This window comes from Amycolatopsis sp. NPDC006125, assembly GCF_040614195.1.
In the GTDB taxonomy this organism is placed as follows: domain Bacteria; phylum Actinomycetota; class Actinomycetes; order Mycobacteriales; family Pseudonocardiaceae; genus Amycolatopsis_E; species Amycolatopsis_E tucumanensis.
In genome coordinates this window covers 1-19,288 of record NZ_JBEXTZ010000130.1, presented here as the reverse complement: position 1 = coordinate 19,288, position 19,288 = coordinate 1, and the positions used below count along the sequence as shown (strand labels likewise).

The 19,288-nt window shown below is 72.8% G+C and carries 20 protein-coding genes and 1 pseudogene; 5 read left to right on the top strand and 16 right to left on the bottom strand.

Annotation, left to right across the window (positions count from 1 at the left end; all coding sequences use genetic code 11):
- A pseudogene (locus ABZ193_RS38995) lies at positions 1-435 on the top strand (cytochrome ubiquinol oxidase subunit I); the annotation flags it as partial.
- 85 nt (positions 436-520) lie between these two features.
- On the opposite strand, the gene ABZ193_RS38990 reads toward ABZ193_RS38995, so the two are convergent.
- From ABZ193_RS38990 to ABZ193_RS38940, 11 genes are read right to left on the bottom strand one after another with little or no spacing between them, the layout of a single operon-like run.
- The gene (locus ABZ193_RS38990; protein WP_354713709.1) at positions 521-1,489 is read right to left on the bottom strand and encodes an NADPH:quinone oxidoreductase family protein; all 969 of its coding nucleotides are present in this window, start codon (positions 1,487-1,489) and stop codon (positions 521-523) included.
- Positions 1,486-2,355, bottom strand: coding sequence for a 2-dehydropantoate 2-reductase (locus ABZ193_RS38985; protein WP_354713707.1), 870 nt, complete (start codon positions 2,353-2,355; stop codon positions 1,486-1,488). The genes ABZ193_RS38990 and ABZ193_RS38985 overlap by 4 nt, the downstream gene beginning before the upstream one ends.
- On the bottom strand, positions 2,352-3,452 hold the full coding sequence (locus tag ABZ193_RS38980; protein WP_354713705.1) for a CaiB/BaiF CoA-transferase family protein: 1,101 nt from the start codon (positions 3,450-3,452) through the stop codon (positions 2,352-2,354). The genes ABZ193_RS38985 and ABZ193_RS38980 overlap by 4 nt, the downstream gene beginning before the upstream one ends.
- Complete coding sequence (locus ABZ193_RS38975; RefSeq protein WP_354713704.1) at positions 3,449-4,975, bottom strand: AMP-binding protein; 1,527 nt, start codon at positions 4,973-4,975, stop codon at positions 3,449-3,451. The genes ABZ193_RS38980 and ABZ193_RS38975 overlap by 4 nt, the downstream gene beginning before the upstream one ends.
- Positions 4,976-4,987: 12 nt before the next feature.
- The gene (locus tag ABZ193_RS38970) at positions 4,988-6,130 is read right to left on the bottom strand and encodes a thiolase family protein (protein WP_354713702.1); all 1,143 of its coding nucleotides are present in this window, start codon (positions 6,128-6,130) and stop codon (positions 4,988-4,990) included.
- A complete protein-coding gene (locus ABZ193_RS38965; protein WP_354713701.1) occupies positions 6,127-6,396 on the bottom strand; it encodes an OB-fold domain-containing protein in 270 nt (89 codons plus the stop codon). Before ABZ193_RS38965 ends, ABZ193_RS38970 begins: the two co-directional genes overlap by 4 nt.
- A gap of 56 nt (positions 6,397-6,452) precedes the next feature.
- Positions 6,453-7,241, bottom strand: a complete 789-nt coding sequence (locus ABZ193_RS38960; RefSeq protein WP_020417323.1) for an SDR family NAD(P)-dependent oxidoreductase — start codon at positions 7,239-7,241, stop codon at positions 6,453-6,455.
- Positions 7,242-7,248: 7 nt separating this feature from the next.
- Positions 7,249-8,421: an acyl-CoA dehydrogenase family protein gene (locus tag ABZ193_RS38955; RefSeq protein ID WP_354713699.1), complete on the bottom strand. Its 1,173-nt coding sequence runs from the start codon at positions 8,419-8,421 to the stop codon at positions 7,249-7,251.
- Between the two features lie 17 nt (positions 8,422-8,438).
- Positions 8,439-9,176: an SDR family NAD(P)-dependent oxidoreductase gene (locus ABZ193_RS38950; RefSeq protein WP_354713697.1), complete on the bottom strand. Its 738-nt coding sequence runs from the start codon at positions 9,174-9,176 to the stop codon at positions 8,439-8,441.
- Positions 9,173-9,955 carry an enoyl-CoA hydratase/isomerase family protein gene (locus ABZ193_RS38945; RefSeq protein WP_354713695.1) on the bottom strand — a complete coding sequence of 261 codons (783 nt, stop codon included), beginning with the start codon at positions 9,953-9,955 and terminating at the stop codon, positions 9,173-9,175. The genes ABZ193_RS38950 and ABZ193_RS38945 overlap by 4 nt, the downstream gene beginning before the upstream one ends.
- Positions 9,956-9,957: 2 nt before the next feature.
- Positions 9,958-11,496: a long-chain-fatty-acid--CoA ligase gene (locus ABZ193_RS38940; RefSeq protein ID WP_354713693.1), complete on the bottom strand. Its 1,539-nt coding sequence runs from the start codon at positions 11,494-11,496 to the stop codon at positions 9,958-9,960.
- A gap of 225 nt (positions 11,497-11,721) precedes the next feature.
- On the opposite strand from ABZ193_RS38940, the gene ABZ193_RS38935 reads away from it, so the two are divergent.
- On the top strand, positions 11,722-12,219 hold the full coding sequence (locus ABZ193_RS38935; RefSeq protein WP_157358488.1) for a MarR family winged helix-turn-helix transcriptional regulator: 498 nt from the start codon (positions 11,722-11,724) through the stop codon (positions 12,217-12,219).
- Positions 12,220-12,223: 4 nt separating this feature from the next.
- Complete coding sequence (locus ABZ193_RS38930) at positions 12,224-13,294, top strand: iron-containing alcohol dehydrogenase (RefSeq protein ID WP_354713691.1); 1,071 nt, start codon at positions 12,224-12,226, stop codon at positions 13,292-13,294.
- A gap of 49 nt (positions 13,295-13,343) precedes the next feature.
- Here ABZ193_RS38930 and ABZ193_RS38925 read toward each other — a convergent pair whose 3' ends face one another.
- From ABZ193_RS38925 to ABZ193_RS38915, 3 genes are read right to left on the bottom strand one after another with little or no spacing between them, the layout of a single operon-like run.
- Positions 13,344-14,132 carry a class II aldolase/adducin family protein gene (locus tag ABZ193_RS38925; protein ID WP_354713689.1) on the bottom strand — a complete coding sequence of 263 codons (789 nt, stop codon included), beginning with the start codon at positions 14,130-14,132 and terminating at the stop codon, positions 13,344-13,346.
- Positions 14,129-15,481, bottom strand: coding sequence for an MFS transporter (locus tag ABZ193_RS38920; RefSeq protein WP_354713688.1), 1,353 nt, complete (start codon positions 15,479-15,481; stop codon positions 14,129-14,131). Before ABZ193_RS38920 ends, ABZ193_RS38925 begins: the two co-directional genes overlap by 4 nt.
- Before the next feature lie 27 nt (positions 15,482-15,508).
- On the bottom strand, positions 15,509-16,303 hold the full coding sequence (locus tag ABZ193_RS38915; RefSeq protein ID WP_020417332.1) for an alpha/beta hydrolase: 795 nt from the start codon (positions 16,301-16,303) through the stop codon (positions 15,509-15,511).
- Between the two features lie 111 nt (positions 16,304-16,414).
- On the opposite strand from ABZ193_RS38915, the gene ABZ193_RS38910 reads away from it, so the two are divergent.
- Positions 16,415-17,131, top strand: a complete 717-nt coding sequence (locus ABZ193_RS38910; RefSeq protein ID WP_354713686.1) for an SDR family oxidoreductase — start codon at positions 16,415-16,417, stop codon at positions 17,129-17,131.
- A 155-nt stretch (positions 17,132-17,286) separates the two neighbouring features.
- Here ABZ193_RS38910 and ABZ193_RS38905 read toward each other — a convergent pair whose 3' ends face one another.
- On the bottom strand, positions 17,287-17,850 hold the full coding sequence (locus tag ABZ193_RS38905; protein ID WP_354713684.1) for a TetR/AcrR family transcriptional regulator: 564 nt from the start codon (positions 17,848-17,850) through the stop codon (positions 17,287-17,289).
- 95 nt (positions 17,851-17,945) lie between these two features.
- Here ABZ193_RS38905 and ABZ193_RS38900 point away from each other — a divergent pair, with 95 nt between their 5' ends.
- On the top strand, positions 17,946-18,890 hold the full coding sequence (locus ABZ193_RS38900) for an aldo/keto reductase (protein WP_354713682.1): 945 nt from the start codon (positions 17,946-17,948) through the stop codon (positions 18,888-18,890).
- Here the strand turns inward: ABZ193_RS38900 and ABZ193_RS38895 are convergent.
- On the bottom strand, positions 18,883-19,288 hold a 406-nt coding region (locus ABZ193_RS38895; RefSeq protein WP_354713680.1), incomplete at its 5' end, for a helix-turn-helix domain-containing protein. The two genes, ABZ193_RS38900 and ABZ193_RS38895, sit on opposite strands and share 8 nt — an antisense overlap.

The following is a 19,288-nucleotide window of genomic DNA, read 5'->3' as shown; positions in this document are numbered from 1 at the left end:
CTGGTGCAGCACTGGCTGGGCGCGGAGGGCATGCCGCGCCGCTACGCCGACTACCTGGCCAGCGACGGCTTCACCACGCTGAACACGATCTCGACCATCGGCGGCTACATCCTGGGCGCGTCGACCCTGCCGTTCATCTACAACGTGTTCAAGAGCTACCGCTACGGCGAGCTCGTCACGGTGGACGACCCGTAGGGCTACGGCAACTCGCTGGAGTGGGCCACCTCCTGCCCGCCGCCGCGGCACAACTTCACCGAACTGCCCCGGATCCGTTCCGAGCGCCCGGCGTTCGAGCTGCACTACCCGCACATGGTCGAACGGCTGCACAACGAGGGCGAGATCACCTTGACCGGACGGGCGAAGGCCCCGTCGCAGGCCCTCAACGACGCGCTCATCCCGGGCGACCACGACAAGGACAACGCCTCCGAACAGTGACGGGCACGCCCAGAGCCTGAACCAATTCCCCTGTCCACGAGCAGCAACCGCCGCCTTAGAGCACCTCGCCGGGGTCCACGTCGTCTCAACTCTGGTGGAACGCGAGCACGATCTTGCCGATCGCGGCCCGGTCTTCGAGGCGGCGCAGTGCGGCACCGGCCTCGGTGAACGGCAGGACCTCCGGCTCGGGGACGACCAGCCGCCCACGCTCCACCAGCGCCACCAGCTCCGTCCACTGTGTACCAGGGTAGTCGGGTTCGCGGACGGCGATCTCGCCCCAGCCCGCACCGAGGACGGCGGTGTTGCGCAGCAGCAGGCGGTTCACCTTCGCCTCCGGGATGGCGCCCGCGGTGAAGCCGAGCACGACGAGCCGGCCCTCCGGCGCGAGGAGGCGCAGGCTCTGGGTGAACCGGTCGCCGCCGACCGGGTCCAGGACGACGTCCACGCCCCGTCCGGCCGTGTGGAAACGCACCTGGCCGGCCCAATCCGCACCGCACACCACCTCGGCCGCACCGGCCGCCCGGGCGAACGCGACCTTCGGGCCGGAGCCCACCACGGCGATCGCGCGCAGGTCCAGTGCGCGGCACAAACCGAGAGCCGCGCTGCCCACCCCGCCCGCGGCGCCGTGCACCAGCACCGTCTCCCCCGGCCGCGCCCGGGCCCGCCGGACGAGCGCGCAGTGAGCCGTGAAGTGGTTGAGCGGCAACCCGGCCGCGGTGGCCAGCGGAATCCCGTCGGGCAGCGGGAACACCTTCGCTGGGTCCGCCGCGACCACCTCCTGCCAGGTGCCCTCCGCGATCACCGCCACCCGCTGGCCGGGGTGGAACCCGCTCAACTCCGGCGCCGACCGGACGATGCCCGCCGCCTCGGCGCCGGGCACGAACGGCGGCGCCGACCGGACCTGGTAGCGGCCGCGGGTCCGCAGCAGGTCGGGGAACGCGACGCCCGCGTACCGCACGTCGATGACGACGCGGTCCCGCCCGTCCGGTTCCGCGATCTCCCCGGTCCGCAGTCCGTCCGGCCCGGTGAGCGTGGTCGCGAGGATGGCCCTCATCCGGGTTCGCCGGCGCCGAGCAGGGCGTAGACCGCCTGGTTGGCCGGGGTGGGGACACCGTGCTTGCGACCGAGCCGGGTCACGGTGCCGTTGAACAGCTCGTACTCGGTGGGCCGCCCGGCCAGGCGGTCGTAGAGCATCGAGGTGCCGTCCGCAGGCCCCAGCTGGTCGTAGAAGCTCACGGTGGCGGCCACGTCCGCGGGGCCGAGGTCCGCGCCCACCGCTTGCCCCACCGCGACCGCCTCGGCCAGCAGCGCCGTCACCAGTTCCCGGATCTCCGGCTCGGCGAGCACGTCCATGCGCCGCGCGGTCAGCGCCGTCACCGCGTTGGCGGCGACGTTGGTCAGCAGCTTGCGCCAGGACGCTGTCCGGAAGTCGGGCTCGGTGGTGACGTCGAGGCCAGGGGCGAGCCCGGCGAGCCGGGCGGCGGCGTCCTCCTCCGGCACGACGAGCCGTGCGCCGCGGTGGTGGCGGACCCGCCCCGGCGCGATCCGTTCGGCCGCGATGTAGACCAGGGCGGGCAGCACCCGCGCGGGCCCGGTCAGGCCGGCGACCCGGTCGGCGTGGCCGATGCCGTTCTGGCACACCACCACCGTCGTTCCCGCGGCGCACGAACGTTTCAGCCACGCGGCCGCGGCCGGTGTGTCGTGGGCCTTCGTGCACAGCAGCACCCAGTCCACAGGCGACAGTGCATCCGGTTCGGTCAGCACCCGCACGTCGAGCTTCGTCGACGTCCCGCCGCGTTCCAGGATCAGTGGCCCCGGCGTGGAACGGGCGCAGACGACCACGTCGTGCCCGGCGTCGGCGAACACCGACGCCAGCACGGTGCCGATGCCACCCGCCCCGACGACGGCCACGGACGTCATAGGACGACCACTCCCTCCGCCGCGAGCCGGGCGAGCTCGACCGGGCCGAGTCCCAGCTCGGCGAACACCGCCGCGGTGTCCCGGCCGATCCTCGGCACGCCCCGCGCCGCGCCCGCGCGCCGCCCGTCGATGCGGAACGGCGCGGCGAGGTGATGCCCGTCGATGATGTGCCCGGCGAATTCGGCGGTGTGCACGACTTCCGCGGGACCGAGGACCGGTTCCGCCGGAACGCCCGCCGTGGCGAGGACCTTGCGGACATCCTCGGCGGGCCACTCCCGCATCCTGCCGGCGAGCGTCCCGTCGATCTCGTCGCGGCGCGCCACGCGTTCCTCGAACGGCAAGCCCGCCAGATCCGGCAGGTCGAGGGCTTCGCACAGCGCGCGCCAGTGGTGCGCTTCGTAGGAGACGGCCAGGCACACCCGCGCCCGGTCGCCGAGCCGGTAGACCCCGTACCCCGCGGGCGCGACCGGGGTGGCGTCCGCGGGCAGCCCGGCGAGCTCGCGGGTCAGGGCGAAGGTGTTCAGGGCCAGTGCGCCGTCGAACATCGTGGTCTCGACCGTGCGCGCCCGCCCGTCCCGGTTGTGCCCCGCGATCGCGGCGAGGGCGGCGATCGCGGTGAGGAACCCGGACACCATGTCGACCACCGGCACCGCCCCCGGCGGCCCGTCGAGCAGTCCGGCGATGGCCTGGAAGACCAGGTCGTGGCCGGGCCGGGACGCGCCGGGACCGGTCAGCCCGAACGAGGACACGCTCACCACGGAGGCGTCCGGGAAACGGGCGCGCAACTGGTCCGGGTGAACGCCGAGCTTGCGTGCGGTCGCGGGCCGCTGGCCCACCAGGATCACGTCCGCGCGCTCGGCCAGGCGTGCGAAGAGCCCGAGCCCGCGTGGATCGGCCACGTCGAGCGACACCGCACGCTGGTTGCGCGACAGCGCGGCGAACACCGCGGGGAACCGCCGGGCCGGGTCCCCAGGCGGCGGGCGCTCGACGGTGATCACCTCGGCGCCCAGGTCGGCCAGCAGCAGCGCCGCGAGCGGGCCGGGCACGGTTTCGCTGAGGTTGACCACCCGCACCCCGTCGAGCGGGCCGGCGGTCACGCCGGCACCTCGCGGAAGCGGGCCCGCAGGCCGCGCCGGTCGAGCTTGCCCGTCGCGTTGTAGGGCAGGTCGTCCAGCACGACCAGCCGCCGCGGAACCTTGAACCGGGCCAGCCGCGCACGGCAGAACTCCTGCACCTCCTCCAGCGCCGGTGCGGGACCGTCCACCGCGAGCGCGGCGCAGATGGTCTCGCCCCATCGCGGGTCCGGCACGCCGAACACCGCGGCGTCCCGCACGCCGGGCATTGCGGCGAGCACGCGCTCCACTTCGGACGGCATCACGTTGAACCCGCCGGTGATGATCACGTCGTTGAGACGGTCGACCAGGTGGAGGTGCCCGGAGGCGTCCAGGTAGCCTACGTCGCCGGTGTGCAGCCAGCCGTCCGGTTCCAGCGCCTTGGCCGTGGCCTCGGGGTTCTCGAAGTACTCGGTCATCACCGTGTCACCCCGCAGCTGCACCTCGCCGGGTTCACCGGCGGGGCGCGGTTTCCCGGCGGTGTCGGCGATGCGCAGGTCCAGGAACGGGACCGCGCGCCCCGCGGAACCGGCGAGTTCCGGTCTGCCTGCCACCGCGGCCCGGTGGTCGCCGGGGGTGAGCACGGTGACCGGCAGCAGGCTCTCGCTCTGCGCGTAGACCTGGTACAGCGCGTGCGGGAACGCCTCGACCGCGGTCGCGAGGTCGGCCCGCCCGATGGGCGACCCGCCGTACACGATCGCCGACAGCGCCGACACGTCGTGCCCGCCCGCCAGCGCCGCGCGGGCCAGCGGCCCCACGACGGTGGGCACCGCGGAGACCACCGACACCCGGTCCCGCACGATCCGCCGCAGCACCTCGTCGACCACGAAGGCGGGCAGCACCTCCTGGTCCGCGCCTTGGCAGGCGAAGGCAGGCACGAGGTGCCCGGCGGCGTGGCTCAGCGGAATGGCCTGCAGCACCCGGTCGCCGGGCTGGACCGGGAAGGCGACCAGCACGTTGCGGACCATCGACGCCATCGCGCGCTGGGTGGCGACCACCGCCTTCGGCTCCCCGGTCGTGCCGGAGGTGAACAGCAGGGCCGCCGGGGCGTCCGGCGGCGGCAGCGGGGCGGGCCCCGGGTCCGCGCGGTCGGTGAGCGCGGCGAAGTCCCGCTCCAGGTCGAGCACCGGCAGGCCGGCCCGCACGGACGGCTCGGCGTCGAGGCGGGCGGCCCACTCCGCGTCGGCGCACAGCAGCGCGGGCTTCACGGTGGCCAGGATCGACGGGAGTTCGTGGGGGTTCAGCCGGCGGTTGACGCCGACCCGGACGAACCCGCCGAGGAAGCAGGCCTGGTCGAGGACCGCGTACGCGAGGGAGTTCGCGGCGATCGTGACCACCCGGTCACCGGGCCGAAGTCCGCGCTCGGCGAGCCCGGCGATCGCGCGGCGCACGAGCGAGCCCAGCTCGCCGTAGGTCAGGGCGGTGGTTCCCTCGCGCAGGGCGATCAGCTCGGCGTACCGGTCGTGAGCGCGGCTGAGCAGACCGGCCAGGGTCGGCGTGACAGTCATCGCGGGCCCCGTTCACACACCGGCGATCACGACGCCGCTGGCGATCGCGTCGAGCGTCGCCACCCCGCCGCCGACCGTGTGGGACAGGCCGATCCGGGCGCCACCGACCTGCCGCTCCCCCGCGCCGCCGCGCAGCTGGGTGGTCAGCTCGACGACCTGGCCGACCCCGGTCGCGCCGACCGGATGTCCCTTGGCCAGCAGCCCGCCGCTGGCGTTGACCGGCACGCGGCCGCCGGGGCTGAACTCACCGGCCACCACCGCGGCCAGCGCCTTGCCCTGGCTCGCCAGCCCGAGCGCCTCCACGGAGGTGATCTCGCCGATGGTGAAGGCGTCGTGCACCTCGGCGAAGTCGATGTCGGCCGCGGTGATCCCGGCCGCCGCGTACGCCTGCCCGGCGGCCAGCGCCGACGGACGCGAGGTGCCGAACTCCGTCTTCGGGCCCGTCGCGGTGCCCGAGGCGAGCCCGGATCCGAGCAGCCACACCGGATCGTGCCGGGACTCCACCACGTGCTCGGCGGCCAGCACCAGCGCCGCCGCGCCGTCGGCGTTGGCGCAGCACTGCAGGAGGGTCAGCGGATCGGCGACGGCACGGGATCCGAGCACCTCCTCTCGTGTGACGGGCTGCCGGAACATCGCGTGCGGGTTGCGCGCTCCCGCGGCGCGGTTCTTCACGCTCACCTCGGCGAAGTCGTCGAGAGCGGCGCCCGTGTCGTGGGCGTAGCGCTGGGCGTTGAGCGCGTAGATGGCGGGCATGGTCAGGCCAAGCAGGGTGGGCCGGTCGGTGCGGTCCAGGGTGATCCCGCCCTGGAACTTCCCGGTCATCTTCTCAGCGCCGATCACGAGGACGATGTCGTGCCGCCCGGACTCGATCGCCAGGCGGGCCAGGTGCACGGCGGTCGTCCCGCTCGCGCAGGCGTTCTCGACGTTGACCACGGGCACGCCGAACACGCCCACACCGGCCAGGATGCGCTGCCCGGCGCCGCCACCGCCGAGGACGTTCGACGAGAAGACCGCACCGATCCGGCCGGGTTCGCACCCGGCTTCGGCGAGCGCGGCCTCAGCCGCCGTGATGCCCAGTTCTTCGAGGCCGGTGTCCTCGTGCTTGCCGAAGGGCACCAGACCGGTGCCGATCACGGCGACGCGCCTGTTCGTCATGGCTTTTCCTCCGGCTCGAAGACGTAGTGGTCGGGTTCCGGCGCGGGCACCAGCCGGACGGTCGCGCCGATCGGCGCGGCGCCGCGCACCCGCGCGAAGAGCCGCGCACCGGGCGCGAAGTCGGCGTAGGCCAGCGTGTACGGCACCTCGGTGCCGGGTGGCGCGACGCGGACCACGGTGCTGGTCACGACCGTCCCGGTGGACGACAGCGTGGTGTCGGAGAGCCAGGTGTTGCCGCAGAACGGGCAGCGGCCGGAGCTCTCCACCGACGGGAATGCCGCTTCGCAACGCGCACAGCGGCGGGCGGGCAGGCCGGGCGCGCTCACAACGTCACCGAGTAGCCGCCATTGACCGGGATCGTCTGCCCGGTCACCCACGAGCTCGCGTTGGAGCTGAGGAACAGGATCATGTTCGCGATGTCCTCGGGTTCGCCGAAGCGGCGGATGACGTACCGCTTGAGCTGCGCCTTGGCCGCCGCCTCGTCGTTGAGGATGTCCTCGACGAAGGGTGTGCGGGTGGCGCCGATCGACACGGCGTTCGCGGTGATGCCGAACCGGCCGGTGCTGCGCGCGACGGCTCGGGTGAATCCGGCCGCACCGGCCTTGGCCGCCGAGTACACCTCCAGCCCCGGCTCGCCCTGGCGTCCCGCGTCGGAGATCACGGTGACCACACGCCCGGTGCCGTGCTCGCGCATCAGCGGCACCCCGTGCCGGACGCAGTTGAGCACGCCGTAGAGGTTGGTGCCCAGCCAGCGGTCCCAGTCCGCCGGTTCCTCGGACCAGAAGTCGGAGAAGCCCGCCCGGCCGGCGGGTCCGGCGTTGCCGGCGTTGTTGACGAGCGCGTGCAGTTCGCCGTACTCCTTCTGCACGCGGGCGAACGCGTCGGCGACCTGGGCGTAGTCGGTGACGTCGAACGCCAGCGGGAGGGCCTCCACACCTTGACCGCGAACCTCTTCGGCGACCTTCTCGGCGCGGTCTTCGTAGAAGTCGTTGATCACCACGGCGCGGGCGTCGTGGGCGGCGAAGTGCAGGGCGACGGCCCGGCCGACGCCCTGGCCTGCGCCGGTCACCAGGGCGACCCGGCCCCGCATGGACAACACGTTCTGGTTCATCAGTGCCTCACAGGTGCGTGGGTTCGAAGATGGACGGACCGCGCAGGGTGGCGCCGTCCAGGAGGTTGCGGGCGATCACGAACTGCTGGATGGTCGGCGGGCCTTCCTCGACGACGTTCGCGCGCGCGTCGCGCAGCATGCGTTCGATCGGGTACTTGCGGGTGAACCCGATCCCGCCGAACACGAGCAGGGCCCGGTCGGTGACGCGGCAGACGGCTTCGGAGCCGAACAGCTTGCAGGCCGAGGCCTCGATGGGGATGCGCAGCCCGGCGTCGAGCTTGGCCGCGGCGTCCTCCAGCATCGCGCGCAGGGCGTAGACGTCGGTGGCCATCTCGGCGAGGTAGCGCTGGACGGCCTGCCGGGTGCCGATGGGCTTGCCGAAGGTGACCCGCTCGTTGGCGCGGGCCACGCTGAGCGCGAGGGCCTCTTCGGCGGTGCCCAGGGACGAGGCGGCGACGAAGACGCGGCTGACCTCCATGCCGTGCTCGATCAGGCCGAGTCCCTGGCCCTCCTCGCCGAGCCGGTTGGTCACCGGCACGACCACGTCGTCGAAGGTGAGGTGGCCGTGTTGCAGCCCGCGGGTGCCCAGGGTGCCGGGCAGCGGCGCGATCGTCAGGCCGGGCCGGTCCCGCTCGACGAGGACGGCGCTCACCCCGCGGGCCCCGGCGGCGGGGTCGGTCTTGGCGAAGACGATGAAGTGGCTCACCCAGTCGGAGTTGGTGGTCAGCCACTTCTGCCCGTCGATCCGGTAGTTCTCGCCGTCGCGCAGGCAGCGGGTGCCGATGTCGGCGCCAGTGCCGTGGTCGGGTTCGGTGATGCCCATGCCGAACGAGGCGTGCCCGGTGGCCACGAGCGGCAGCAGCGCGTCCTTCTGCTCCTCGCTGGCCAGCATCTCGAAGACGTGCGCCGACGAGTTGTGCGCGTGCACGAAGCCGCGCAGGCCGCCGTGGATGCGGGAGAGGTCGGCGAGGATCGGCAGGTACTGCGAGACGGTGAGGCCGGATCCGCCGTAGCGCTCGGGCAGCAGCAGCCCGAACGCGTTCACCTCGCGCAGTGCGGGCACGAGGACGTCCTTCGGGATCCAGTCGGTGTCCTCGATCCGGTCCTCCATCGGCGGGATCAGATCGGTCATCGCCCGCACGATGGCCTGGCGCAGTTTCTGGTGGTCGGTGTCGTCCATGTTCGTCCTTGTCGTTGTCAGGAACGCAAACTCTGTCCGCCGTCGAGCGGGATGACGGCCCCGGTGAGATAGGCCGAGGCGTCGGAGGCCAGCAGCAGCACCAGCCCGGTGAGGTCGTCGAGCCGGCCGAGGCGGCCCAGCGGGATCCGCCGGGTGATCCGGTCCCGAAAGCGCTCGTCGGCGAGGAACTCCGCGTTGAGCTCGGTCGGGAAGTGGCCGGGGCAGATCGCGTTGACCCGGATTCCCAGCGGCGCCCATTCCAGGGCGAGCTGCCGGGTCAGGTGGATCAACGCCGCCTTGCTCGTGCCGTAGGCCGCGGTGTCGGCCACCGGGTTCAGCCCGGCCGCGGAGGCGACGTTGACGATGCTCCCCGGCCGCCCGAGGCGCCGCAGGCCCTCGGTGACCACAGTGGACACCGTCCAGGCCCCGGTCAGGTTGACCGCCAGCGCGTGGTCCCAGTCGGCATCGGTGTGTTCCAGGGCGGGTTTGACGGCGCCGCCACCGGCGTTGTTCACCACGACGTCCGGCCAGCCGGTCGTCTCCGCGATCCGCGGGACCGCCACCCGCACCGCGGCGCGGTCGGTGATGTCCAGCTCCAGTGGCACGATCCGGTCGTCGTGCCGCGGCACGCGGTCCGGCCGGCGGGCGGCGCCGATCACGGTGGCGCCGTGCTCGGCGAGGATGCGGGCGGTGTGCGCGCCCAGTCCGGAGGAGGCGCCGGTGACCAGGGCGACCTTGCCGTCGAGGTTCGTCATCGCCCGGTGAACCTCGGTGCGCGGCGGGCGGCGAAGGCCCGCACCCCTTCGGCGTAGTCGGCCGACGTCTGGTGCGCCTGGGCGACCTCCAGCGCGTGCGCCAGTCCGGTCCGCCGGTCCTGCTCGAGCCCGTCACGGACCAGTTCCTTCATGCGCCGCAGGCCGAGCGGGCTCTTCCGGGTCAGCCCGGCCGCCAGCCGCCCGGTCTCGGCGAGCAGCTCCTCCCCCGGCACGACGCGGTGGACCAGGCCCCAGCGCTGGAAGTCCTCGACCGGTGCCGTGTCGCCGGTGAACAGCAGCCACAGCGCGGGATTGCGGCCGACCCGCCTGGGAAGGCGGTAGGTCCCGCCCGCGCCGGGCAGGAGCCCGGCGTTGGCGTGCAGGTCGCCGATGCGCGCGCCCGCGGCGGCGAGCACGATGTCGCAGCAGAGCAGCAGTTCCAGCCCGCCCGCCGCGGCCGTGCCGTTGACCGCGGCGATCACCGGCTGCGGCTGGCGTTCCAGCAGGCCGAACACCGCGTCACTGCGGGCGAGGTCGACGTCGGGCAGCGCGTCCGGGTCGTCCGGGTCGACGGTGAGGTCGGCGCCGGCGCTAAAGGCGCTCCCGGCTCCGGTGACCACCAGCGCCCGGACTTCGCTGTCCTCGGCCGTGTCCTTCAGGACGGCTTCCAGTTCGTCGAGCATCAGCGGGGAGATCGCGTTGCGCCGCTCCGGCCGGTTCAGCGTGATCCAGCGGACCTGGTCGCGATCGGCGACGAGGAGGGTCTCGAAGTCCGGCACGGTCACACCGCCTCGGCCCGCGCGCCGAGCTGGTCCCGGAGGGCGCGTTTGAGCACCTTGCCGGAGGCGTTGCGCGGCAACTGGTCCACCAGGCGCCACCGCGTCGGCCGCTTGTAGCGGGCGATCCGTTCGGCGACGTGCACGCCCAGGTCCTCGGCCGTCGCCTCCGCTCCCGGGACCAGGACGACGGCCGCGGCCACGCACTCGCCGTACACCTCGTCGGGCACGCCGAACACCGACGCCTCGGCGACCGCGGGGTGGCTGTGCAGCGCTTCCTCCACCTCGCGCGGGTAGATGTTCTCCCCACCGGAGATGATCACGTCGCTGATGCGGTCGACGATGGTGAAGTACCCATCCGTGCCGCGCACGGCGAGGTCGCCGGTGTGCAGCCACCCGTCGCGGATCGCCTCGGCGGTCGCCTCGGGCTGGTGGTGGTAGCCGACCATGCAGGTCCCTGCCGCGCTGACGACGACCTCACCGGTCTCCCCCACCGCCACTTCGGCGCCCGACGGATCGACGATGCGGGCGTCGACCCCGTAGACCTCGCGGCCGGTCTGGTCGGCGCGGTCCCGGTGGTCCTCGGGGCGGAGCACCGCGATCGTGGTGGCCTCGGTGGTGCCGTACCACTGGTAGAACCCCGCCTGCGGGAAGGCTTCTCGCGCCCGCTCCAGGGTGGTCGCCGCGATCGACGAGGAGCCGTACCAGATCTTGGTGAGCGAACCGGTGTCGTGGGCCGTCACGTCGGCGTCACGCAGGATCATCGCGAGCATCGTCGGCGACCACAACGTCACGGTCACCCGCTCGCGCTCGACGAGTTCCAGCACGCCGTCGGCGGAGAACCCGCGGCCGGTGAGCACGACCGTCGCGCCCAGCGCGAGCGCCGGCAGGAGCTGGATCACCAGCCCGCCGCCGTGGAACAACGGCATCGAGATCAGCATGACGTCACCGGCGCCCAGGTCGCCTTCGATCGCGTAGACCGGCAGCAGCCGCACGGTCGCGTCGTGCGTGGCGAGCACCCCCTTGGGGAATCCCGTGGTGCCGCTGGTGTAGAGGACCGTGGCGATGTCGCCCGGTTCGCTGAGGTCCTCCGGTGCGGCGCCGGTGTGCGCCGCCAGGAGGTCGCGATAGGGCAGCCGCCCGGTCACCGCCTCGCCGTCGTCGACCACGACGAGCGCCGGACGCTCGGCCGGCAGCGCGGCGTCCAGGGCTCCCGCGTAACCCGGTCCCGCCACGACCACGCGGGGCGTGGTGTCGGCCAGGACGTAGGACAGCTCCTCCGGGCCGTACCGGAAGTTGAGCGGGACGAACCAGGCGCCCGCCTTCATCGCGGCGAAGGCCACCACGACGAGTTCGACGCAGTTCTCCGCCAGGATCGCGACGCGGTCGCCGCGCCGGACGCCCAGTTCCCGGAACGCCGCCGACAGCCGGTCGGCGTCGCGGTCGAGTTCGGCGTAGGTGAGGGCGGACCCGCCCGTCGACACCGCCGTCCGGTCCGCGAACCGCCTCGCTCCCCGGCGCGTGACATCGGTCAGTGTGCGCACGCCAGCATTCACTTCCTTCCCGGCACCGTTGCACGTGGTCGGCGCCCGGGCTGCGGCCCGGACTCCTCTACGGTCCCCCATCGACCCCAAACTCGTCAAGGATCAAATCATCTCAACTCTGATGATCTCGATTTGCTCGATCCCGTACGATGGCGTGGACTCGGATGAAGTGGGTGCTGATGGTCAGATCTCGACCGGTGCGCCCGAGCGACGACAGGGGTGTCCGTGAACCACATCCACGCCAAGGAGTACGAGGAGCTCATGGTCGAGCGCGCCGAGCGCTCCGGCGTCGAGGTCGACCTCGACGTGCTCGCCGTGACGTTCAACCTCGTGCGCGCGGCGAACAAGCTCGTCGCGGACCTGGAGCAGAACGTCTACCGGGCGCGCGGCGTGAGCTACGCGGGCTTTCGCGTGTTGTTCGCGTTGTGGGTCGTGGGCGAGAGCGAGCCGCGGCAGCTCGCCCAGCTCGCCGCCGTCACCAGGTCGAGCGTGTCCAGCGTGCTCAACACGCTGGAGGACGCCGAGCTCGTCGAACGGCGCCGGGACTCCACCGACCGCCGCATCGTGACGGTGGAGCTGACCAAGCGCGGCCTGGAGACGGTGCTGGAGACCTTCGGCAGCCACCACGACCGCGAACGGGAGTGGACGAGCGGGCTGTCGCCGGCCGAGCGCCGCACGCTGGCCGACCTCCTCCGCCGCGTCGTCGAGCACCACGCCGGATAGCGCCGTGGACGCCTACGACTGGTCACCGCCCGCGCCCGGGCGGATCGTCTCGGGTCCGTCCGCGCTGGACTCGCTGCCCGGCCTGCTGTCCGAACTGGACCTGGCCCGGGTCGTGCTGGTGACCAGCCCGTCCATGGCGCGCAGCCCGGTGTGCGCGATGGCGCGGGAGCGGGCCGGGGACCACGTCGTGCACGCCACGGTCGCGCCTCATTCGCCGATGGCCGACGTGCGGACGCTGCGGGACCTCGCGGTCGCGACCGGGGCGGGCGGCTACGTCGCGCTCGGCGGGTCCAGCGTGATCGACACCGTCAAGGCGGCCGTGTGGCTCGATCTCGGCACCACGCGCCGCCGGTCGGTCGCGATCCCGGCGATGTTCGGCGGCGCGGAGGTCACCTCGCGCGCCGGGGTGACCGACGAGGGCCGCAAGGTCGGGATCGGCGACGAGCGGATCGTGCCGGACGTCGTCGTGCTCGATCCGCGGGTGCCGGCGGCGTTGCCGTCGCGGCTCACGCGCGTCTCCGTCGCCAACGCGCTGGCGCATTGCGTCGAGGGTCTGGTCGGCACGGGCCGCTCGCCGCTGTCGGACGCGTTCTACCTGCGTTCGCTGGCGCTGATTCGCGACGGGGTGGACCGGCTGGACGATCGGCACGGGGCGTTGAGCGCGTTCCAGTCCGCGGCGGTGCTCGCCGCCCTCCCCCGCGTCCGGATGGCCGCCGCGCACGCCATCGTGCACGTGCTCGCCCCGGTCCTCGGAGTTCCGCACGCCGTGGCCCACGGGGTGGTGTGCCGGACGGTGATGAGCTACACCGCCCCGGCGGTGCCGGACCGGCACGCGCTGATCGCCGAGGCGCTGCGCGCCCCGGCCGCGCTCGACGGCGTCACCGCGGTGCTCGACCGGCTCGGCGTGCCGCGGGGCCTGTGCGCGGCCGGGGTGGATCGCGGGCAGCTGCCCCTGGTCGCCGACGCGCTCCTGGAATCCGGCCCGCCCGGCAACCCCCGTCCGATCGGCGGGCGGGACGATCTGCTGCGCATCCTCGACCGCGCCTGGACCGGCGAGCTACCGCTGACCTGGTGACGCGAACGGGCCGGGCGCGCGCACGCACCCGGCCCGCTCCCCTCCCCCGTCAGTCCAGGAGATCCGGTTCCAGCTTGAGGATCTTCTGGTGCAGCGGCTGGAAGTTGAACCACCCGAACCCGGGCGTGCCGGTCACGCTCGACACCTGACGCGCCTCCGCCTCGTCGATGAGGATCGGGTCACCGGCGGCCATCGCGAGCAGCTGCGACTGGCAGGAGCGCTCCATCGAGATGAACCACCACGCGGTCTCGGCCACCGTCCGCCCGACGGTGAGCAGGCCGTGGTTCTGCAGGATGACGGCCTTGTGGTCGCCCAGGGCCTTGGCGATGCGGTTGCCCTCCTCGGGGTCGAACACCAGGCCGCCGAACCCGTCGTAGACGCTGTGGTCGTCGTAGAACGCGAGCGAGTCCTGGGTGATCGGGTCGAGCAGCCGGCCGAACGCGGAGAACGTCTTGCCGTGCAGGGAATGCGCGTGGGCGACCGCCTGCACGTCCGGCCGGGCGGCGTGCACGCGCGAGTGGATGTAGAAGCCGGCCAGGTTCACCAGCCCCGCACCCTCCACCAGGCGCCCGTTCTCGTCGACCAGCAGCAGATCCGACACGCGGATGTGCTCGAACGGCACGCCGAACGGGTTCACCCAGAAGCAGGTGGGGTGGATCGGGTCGCGGGCGGTGACGTGACCGCCCACCCCCTCCCCGAAGCCGAACTTCCCGAACAGCCGGAACGTCGCGGCCAGTTCGCGCTTGCGGCGGAGGCGTTCCTCCTCCGGTGAGGCCGCCACGGGCGGCGCCGGGACCCGGTAGGCGGGGTCGTCGAACGTCGGCAGGGCCGTGCTCATACTGTTTCCTTCCTCTCCTGCGACTGCGCTGGGGATTCGGTGTTCATCCGCTCGATCCGGGGCCCGACGGCCAGCACGGTCACCACACCCAGCACCATGACGAGCGCGATGAGCAGCAGTGCGTAGCGGAAGCTGCCGGTGGCCTGCTGGATGCTGCCGGTAAGCAGGGGGCTGACGATGCCGGTCAGGTTGCCCGACGAGTTGATGACGGCGATGCCGGCCGCCGCGGCGGCGCCGGTCAGGCCGAGCACCGGGATGCGCCAGAACTGCGACAGCGACGTGTAGATGCCGGCGAAGCTCAGGCAGGTGCCGACGAGGAACGCGATGCGGTTGTCGGTCATCGCCGCGAGCACCACGCCGGCCGTGCCCACGCACAACGGGAGCGTCGTGGAGAAGACGGCGCTGCGCCGGGCGAACACCTTCGGCCACACCAGCATGACCAGCAACGCGAAGGCGGACGGGATGGCCGACAGCAGCACGCTGGTGACGTCGGTCGGGGACGCGCCGCGTTTGTTGGTGAGCAGCTGCAGCATCTGTGGCAGGAAGTAGCTGAACGCGTAGATGCCGAAGGTGAGCGCGAAGAACGCGAACGCCAGGGCCCACACGCGACCGCTCTTGAGCGCGTCGGTGATGCGGGCAGGCACCGCGCTGTTCCGCTTGAGCGCCGCCTCGGCGTCCAGCTGTTCCTGAATGTATCGGCGCTCCGAAGTGGACAGCCACTTCGCCGTGGCCGGGCTCTTGGCGAGGCGGGCCATCAGCAGGATCCCGACGACGACCGTGATCACGCCCTCGACGAGGAAGACCGATCGCCAGCCGACCATGCCCGTCAGGTGCTGCCCCCATTCGAGCAGCCCGGCGGACAACGGCGCGCCGACGATGCCGGACACGGCGATCACCGACACGAACACCGGGTAAGCCCAGGCGCGTTGTTTCGCCGGGAACCAGTAGGTGATGTAGAGCAGGACGCCGGGAGCCAGGCCGGCTTCGGCGAGCCCGAGCAGGACGCGCAGGACGTACAGGGCCCCGGCCGAGTCGACGGCCGCCATCACCGCGGTGACCGTGCCCCAGGCCAGCAGGGTGCAGCCGATCCAGGTCGGTGCGCCGAAGCGCCGCAATGCCAGGTTGCTCGGGACCGTCGCGATGATGTAGCCGATGAAGAACAGCGTCGAGGTCAGTCCGATCTGGACGTTGGTCAGGCCGAGGTCGCGGGACATCGGGGCGGCGACGAAGCCGATGTTGACCCGGTCGATGTAGCCCAGCACGTAAGCGGCGCCGAGCAGGGGGAACGTGCGGAGGGCGACCTTGCGCCACAGTTTCGTGCGGTCGGGCGCCGAGCCGGTCTCGGTCATGGTTGTCTTCCGTTCGCAGAGCAGGGGTCAGAACGCGGGCACGCGCTTGGACAGGAAGCGGCCGAGTGCGGCCGCGACTTCCCGGGGATGGGTGGCCGGGCTGGCGTGCGGTGCGCCGTCGATCACGGCGACCGGATCCGCGTGCGGCAGGAGCGCGGCCCACTGCCGCGCCTCGGCCACGGTGATGGCCGAGTCCGCGCCGCCGTGCACCACCAGCGCCGGTGCGGTGATCTCGCGCAGCCGGGGCGACAGGTCGTCTCGCTCCATCACCGCGCGGAACGGGGTGGCGAACTCCGCGGGGCGCTGCTTCATCCACTTCTCGATCCAGGGTCCGACGTCACCGTCGCCGAAGACCATCGCGCCGAGGACCTGGCACAACTCCGGAGTGGGCCCGTCGGCCTGCCAGGCGTCGGCGAACGCGGTCAGCTCACCGAGGGCGCTGCCGTCCTGGCCGGCGGGCGTGGTGTCGATGAGCACGAGGCCCGCGACGCGGTCGGGGGCCAGCAGGGCGGCCGACAGGGCGACGAAGCCGCCCTGGCTGTGCCCGCCCACAACGGCCCGGTCGATGCCGAGCGCGTCGAGGAGGGCGAGGAGGTCGCGGGCGCTGTCCCACAGCGTGAAGGGTGCTCCGTCGTAGGTGGTGCGTCCGTGGCCGCGGGCGTCCCACGTGACGAGGCGGCACCGGTCGGACAGCGGCGCGGCCACCTCGTCGAACAGGCCGGAATCCAGCATGAACCCGTGCCCGAGCACGAGCGGGATCCCCTGCCCGGTGTCCCGGTAGGCGATCCGGGGCCCCGTGGCGACGGGGGCGAAGCGCGTCATCTCTGACCTCCAGCCAGGTCGACGTTGACCAGCGACCTGCTGAACGGTAGGAAGTGTCACCTGAGATTGTCAAGGATCACATCATTTGATCTATGATGAATGGAGCTTCGCGTGAGCGGTGAGTTCGAGGGCAGGATCGGCGTGGTGACTGGCGCGGCGAGCGGACTGGGGGCCGCGGTGGCACGCCGGCTGCACGACCAGGGCGCGACGGTGGTGGCCGCGGACCGGAGCGAGATCCCCGGCGCCGACTGGGTTCCCGCGCGGTGCGACGTCAGCGACGAGGGGGACGTCCGGCAACTGTTCGAGCTGTGCCGGGAGCGGTTCGGGCGGGTCGACGTGCTGTTCAACAACGCCGGCATCAGCGGCGCCCCGGCCCGCCGCGTGCACGAGTACGAGGCGGCCGAGTGGGACCGCGTGCTGGCAGTCAACCTGCGGGGCGCGTTCCTGGTGCTGCGGGCCGCGCTGCCGCTGATGCTCGCCGGCGGGGGCGCGGTGGTGAACACCGCGTCGGTGGGGGCGGTCCGGGCGCGGCCGGGGTTCGCCGCGTACACCGCCTCGAAGGCCGCGGTGAGCATGCTGACGCGCCAGGCCGCGCTGGAGTACGCCGGCGACGGGATCCGGGTGAACGCGGTGGCGCCGGGTTTGATCGACACCCCGCTGGCCGGCGACCTGACGCCGGAGATGCGGGCCGAAACCGCGGCGCGGACGCCGCTGGGCCGGCTCGGCACGCCGGAGGAGGTGGCCGACCTGGTGACGTTCCTGCTCTCAGGCGCCGCGTCCTACATCACCGGCCAGACCTACCTGATCGACGGAGGCCGGTGCGCATGACCTCCTGAGCGCGCTGCGGGCGGCGCCGCGGATACACGGGAGGCGATCCACGATTCCACCGCACGCGCGGGCGATACCGCCGGGAGATCAGCGCGCCGCACCGCGCCCGCCAAGCCGCACCGCGCCCGCCAAGCCGCGCCCCGCCCCTGCAGCGATCATCGCGCGGCGAGCCCGGCGATCAGCAGCTCGATGATTCCCTCGGCCTGCGCCGCCCACTCGCCGTCCGGGTCGAGCTGCCACAGGCTGCCCAGCGCCAGCAGCACGATCTCCGGATCGAGACCCTGCCGCACGGTGCCGGCCGCCTCGTTCGCCGCCAGCAGTTCGGCCAGCGCGTCGCTCATCGCCTGGTAGGTGTCGGCCAGCTGGGCTCGGTCCGGGCCCGTCGCCAGGCGCAAGGCGTCGCCGAGGCCGCGGCGCGTCAGCACGCACCGGGCGAGTTCCCGCATCCACTCCCGCAGGGCCTCCATCGGGAACCGCTCGGCCAGCAGCCGCGTCGCCACCTCGCGGATCTCCGCCACGTCGCGCCCGTACACCGCCAGCACGAGAGCCTCGCGCGTCGGGAAATGCCGGTACAGCGTCGCGTTGCCGACGCCGGCCCGCTTGGCGATCGCGTTCAGGGAGATCTCCGGCGACTCGGCGAGGGCCAGCCGCGCCACGGCCAGGATGGCGTCCCGGTTCTCGCGCGCGTCGGCACGCCGCTTCGGTGTGCTCGCGGTCACCCTCACCCCTCGCAGGTTGCGAAACGGGGAACTCCCCGCTTACTGTCGGAGTAACGGGGAGTTCCCCGTTTCGTTCATCCTACAAGGAGCACACCATGCCCGTTCTGGGATCGTCCGGCCTGGACGTCTTTCCGCTCGCCCTGGGAACCAACACGTTCCGGTGGACCGCGAGCACCGCGGAGTCGCACCGCATCCTGGACGCCTTCACCGACCGCGGCGGCAACTTCGTCGACACCGCGGACGTGTATTCGGTGTGGGCACCGGGCAACAGCGGCGGCGAGGCGGAGAGCGTGATTGGCGAGTGGCTCGCCGCGGGCGGTGACCGCGAGCGGGTGATCATCGCGACCAAGGTCTCCGGCCACCCCGCCCACCCCGGCCTGAGCGCGGACAACATCACCGCGGGCGCCGAACGGTCGCTGAAGCGGCTGCGCACCGACCACCTCGACGTCTACTACGCCCACGTCGACGACCCGGCCACCCCGCTGGAGGAGACGGTCGCCGCGTTCGACCGCCTCGTCCAGCGCGGTCTCGTGCGCCACGTGGCGCTGTCGAACTACTCCGCCGAACGGGTCCAGGAGTGGGTGGACGTCGCCGAGGACCTGGGCGCCGCGCCGCCGGTGTCGCTCCAGCCGCACTACAACCTGCTCACCCGCACGGCGTTCGAGCGCGACCTGCGGCCGGTCGCCGAGCGCCACAACCTCGGCGTGGTCCCCTACTACGGTCTGGCCTCGGGCTTTCTCACCGGCAAGTACCGGTCGGCGGCGGACGCGGCGGGAACCGCCCGTAGCGCGCTGATCGGCGACTACCTCACCGACGCCGGGTTCGCCGTGGTGCGGGAACTCGAAGTGGTCGCGTCCGAACTGGACGCCGCGCCGGCCACCGTGGCCCTGGCGTGGCTGCGCGCCCAGCCCACGGTCGTCGCGCCGATCGCCAGCGTCAGCGCGGCCGGCCAGCTCGACGCCCTGCTCGCCTCGGCCTCCCTGGACCTGTCCCCCGAGCAGCACAAGCGGCTGACCACTGCATCCGACGCGGTCAGCTGACCAGGCCGAGCCGGTCGGCCAGGTGGAGCGCGAGTTCGAGTCGCAGGCGGTGCTCCCCGGGCGCCTGACCGAGCAGGGCGGCCGCCTGGTCCACCCGGTACCGCACGGTGTTGTGGTGCACGCCGAGCCGCGCGCCCGCCGCCCGGAAGTTGCCGCCGGCGTCGAAGAACACCGCGAGCGTGGTGCGCAGGCGGCGGGCGTCCTCGGTGCCGGCGGCCAGCGGCCCCAGCGTCTCGGCCACGAACGTGCGGCAGACGCCGGGATCGGTGCTGCACAGCGCCGCGACGTCGATGTCCGCGAAGTGGGTGACGGTGCCCGCCGGACGGCCCGCGAGCTGCGCGACCCGCAGCGCTTCGCGGGCCTGCCGGTGGCTGCGCCGGAACCCCTCCGGCCCCGCC